Origin of the sequence: Streptomyces sp. NRRL B-24572 (assembly GCF_002156145.1) — a bacterium.
Classification (GTDB): Bacteria; Actinomycetota; Actinomycetes; order Streptomycetales; family Streptomycetaceae; genus Streptomyces; species Streptomyces vietnamensis.
Map to the genome: position 1 here is coordinate 1 of NZ_MWIG01000815.1, position 3,465 is coordinate 3,465.

The following is a 3,465-nucleotide window of genomic DNA, read 5'->3' on the forward strand; positions in this document are numbered from 1 at the left end:
CTGCGGCTCGACCCGGACCGGCCGGTGCCGCTGATCCTGTACCCGCCGCCGGGGATCACCCGGGCGCGGGCCCTGGAGGCGCTGGAGGCGCAGGGCAGGGCGTGGCGGATCGCGTGCACGAGTTCCAGCCTGAGCGCGAACGTGGCGGCGGCCCGCGCGGGGCTCGGGGTGATGGCGCACACGCGGGGCCTGGTGCCGCCGGGGCTCGTCCCGGTGCCGGCCCGCGCGGGGCTTCCGGAGCTCGGGGACGTGGGCTTCGTCCTGCGCAAGGGGCGCCGGGGCGGGGAGAGCCCCCTGGCGGAGGCGATCCTGGCGGGCGGCGACCGGCTGCACAGGCCTCGCTGAACCGGCGGTGACCACGTGCGGCGTCTGGGGCGGGCGCGGAGCGCGGGGGCGGCGAGAAGGCGCCACTGCGGTGCTTCCGGGGCGGGGGCGTGAGCGGCCCGTACAGATTCCGTGGAGATTCGGCCCCGGAGTACTTACCGTCGAGTCAGCAATGCGGACGAGACGCCCCCGGCTTGGCCGCCTCACTGGCCCTGACCTGTGCGAACGCGGAATGTCCCGGCTTGGTGAAGGCCCTCCCCCCGGCCGGTCGCGTGGGGTACCGTCACCGGCGCCGTACGGAGTGCGACAACGGGCTTTTCCAGCCACCGAGCCGTCGAGGAGCAGGTCAGTGCGCGAGTTCACCGTGCCGCCCGTCGAGGCGGCGCCTCAGGTCGGCGGTCTGGCGGACGCCGTGTTCGACCACGCCCTCGCCGATCCGGGCCGGATCGCCTTCGGCCGCAAGGGCCCGGACGGGGAGTGGCACGACGTGACCGCCGCCCGGTTCCGGGACGAGGTCGTGGGCCTCGCGAAGGGCCTGATCGCGCAGGGCGTACGGTTCGGCGACCGGGTCGCGATCATGGCCAGGACCCGGTACGAGTGGACGCTCTTCGACTTCGCGCTGTGGACGCTGGGCGCGCAGCCCGTGCCGGTCTATCCGACGTCCTCCGCCGAGCAGGTCTTCTGGATGCTGCACGACGCCGAGGTCACGGCCTGCGTGGTGGAGCACGAGGACCACGCGATGACGATCGGCTCGGTGATCGACCGGCTGCCCCGGCTCCAGCGGCTGTGGCAGCTGGACGCGGACGCGGTGGGCGAGCTGACGGCGGCGGGCCGGGAGATCGACGAGGAGGTCGTGCACCGGCACCGGCGGGCGGTGACCCCGGAGACGGTGGCGACGGTCATCTACACCTCGGGGACGACCGGCCGGCCCAAGGGCTGTGTGATCACCCACTCCAACCTCATGTTCGAGACGGACATGCTGATGGGCCGCTGGGAGCCGGTGTTCCGCTCCCGGCCCGACGAGCAGGCCTCGACGCTGCTGTTCCTGCCGCTGGCGCACGTCTTCGGACGGATGGTGGAGGTCGCGGCGGTCCGGGGCGGGGTGAAGCTGGGGCACCAGCCGGTGATGGCGGCGGCCGAGCTGCTGCCCGACCTGGCGGCGTTCCGGCCGACGTTCGTGCTGGCCGTGCCGTACGTCTTCGAGAAGGTCTTCCACGCGGCCCGCCGCAAGGCGGAGGGCGAGGGGAAGGCCGGCCCCTTCGACAAGGCCGTGGAGGTGGCGGTCGCGTACGCGGAGGCGCTTGAGCAGAAGGCCTTCGGGACCGGTCCCGGTCCTTCGGCAGCGCTGCGCGTGCAGCACCAGTTCTTCGAGAAGACGGTGTACGCGAAGGTGCGGGCAGCCCTGGGCGGGCGGGTGCGGCACGCGATGTCGGGCGGTTCGGCGATGGACCGCAGGCAGGGGCTTTTCTTCGCGGGCGCGGGGATCACCGTCTTCGAGGGATACGGGCTGACCGAGTCCTCGGCCGCCGCCACGGCGAACCCGCCCGGGCGGACCAAGTACGGCACGGTGGGCCAGCCGGTCCCGGGGACGACGGTGCACATCGCGGAGGACGGCGAGGTGTGGCTGCACGGCGGCCAGGTCTTCTCCGGTTATCTCAACGCCCCGGAGGCGACGGCCGCCGTCCTCAACGACGGCTGGCTGGCCACCGGGGACATCGGCGCCCTCGACGCGGACGGCTATCTGACGATCACCGGGCGGAAGAAGGAGATCCTGGTGACCTCCGGCGGCAAGAGCGTCTCCCCCACCGCCCTGGAGGAGCGGGTGCGGGCGCACCCGCTGATCGCCCAGTGCATCGTGGTCGGCAACGACCGGCCGTACATCGCCGCGCTCGTGACGATCGACCAGGAGGCGGTGGAGCACTGGCTCGCCATGCAGGGGCGGGCACCGCTCTCCCCGGCCCAGCTGGTGCGCGACCCGGCCCTGGAGACGGAGATCAGGCGGGGGGTGGTGGCGGCGAACACGCTGGTCTCGCAGGCGGAGTCGATCCGGACGTTCCGGATCCTGGCGCATCCGTTCAGCGAGGAGCACGGGCTGCTCACCCCCTCGCTGAAGCTGAAGCGGAAGGCGATCGAGCGGGCGTACGCGGCGGAGGTCGCGGCGCTGTACGGCTGACCGGCCGGTTGGAATGCGGAACGGCCCGTGATCGTTGACGCTGGGAGTACCTCCGTAGAGCCAGTGACGACGTAAGGATCCACCCCACGTGAGCACGGACAGCAACGTTCCCTCGATCACCCTGAACAACGGCGTGGAGATGCCGCAGCTGGGCTTCGGCGTCTGGCAGGTGCCGGACGACGAGGCGGCGACGGCCGTGACGACGGCCCTGGAGGCCGGGTACCGCTCGATCGACACGGCGGCGATCTACGAGAACGAGCGGGGCACCGGCGAGGCCGTGGCCGCCTCCGGGATCCCCCGCGAGGAGCTGTTCGTCACCACGAAGCTGTGGAACAGCGAGCAGGGCTACGACTCGACGCTGCGCGCCTTCGACGCCTCCCTCGACAAGCTGGGGCTCGACCACGTCGACCTGTACCTCATCCACTGGCCGGTCCCGGCGAAGGACGCGTACGTCGACACGTACCGGGCTTTCGAGAAGATCCTCGCGGACGGGCGCGCCAAGGCGATCGGCGTCTCGAACTTCCTCCCGGAGCACTTGGAGCGGCTGATCGGCGAGACCTCGGTCGTGCCCGCCGTCAACCAGATCGAGCTGCACCCGCAGCTCGCGCAGGCGGAGTCGCGCGAGGCGCACGCCAAGTACGGCATCGCGACCGAGGCGTGGTCGCCGCTCGGCCAGGGCAGGGGACTCCTGGACGTCCCCGCGATCGTCGCGATCGGCCGCAAGCACGGGCGGACGCCGGCCCAGGTGGTGCTGCGCTGGCACCTCCAGCTGGGGAACGTGGTGATCCCGAAGTCGGTCACCCCCTCGCGCATCCGCGAGAACATCGACGTCTTCGGCTTCGAGCTGGACGACGAGGACCTGGCGGCGATCGCCGCCCTCGACGAGGGCCGCCGTCTGGGCCCGAACCCGGCGGAGTTCAACGTCGGCGCCTGAGCGCGCGAAGGCGGGGCGGCCGCACCCGCGGGTG

The 3,465-nt window shown here is 72.4% G+C and carries 3 protein-coding genes; all 3 read left to right on the forward strand.

The genetic code is table 11. The features are described from left to right. Window positions 1-345, forward strand: a 345-nt coding sequence (locus CCN56_RS36500) for a LysR substrate-binding domain-containing protein (RefSeq protein WP_256962361.1), incomplete at its 5' end; no start/stop codon positions are given. Window positions 346-673: 328 nt separating this feature from the next. Then, the gene (locus tag CCN56_RS36505; protein ID WP_086832034.1) at window positions 674-2,497 is read left to right on the forward strand and encodes a long-chain fatty acid--CoA ligase; all 1,824 of its coding nucleotides are present in this window, start codon (window positions 674-676) and stop codon (window positions 2,495-2,497) included. A gap of 139 nt (window positions 2,498-2,636) precedes the next feature. Then, entirely contained in the window at window positions 2,637-3,431 is a 795-nt protein-coding gene (locus CCN56_RS36510; protein ID WP_086832035.1) for an aldo/keto reductase, read from the forward strand. The last annotated feature ends 34 nt before the right edge of the window (window positions 3,432-3,465 follow it).

Bases quoted from the DNA above. Each gene is read 5' to 3' on its own strand.
- CCN56_RS36510 (WP_086832035.1), top strand. From the start codon at position 2,637: ATGCCGCAGCTGGGCTTCGGCGTCTGGCAGGTGCCGGACGACGAGGCG.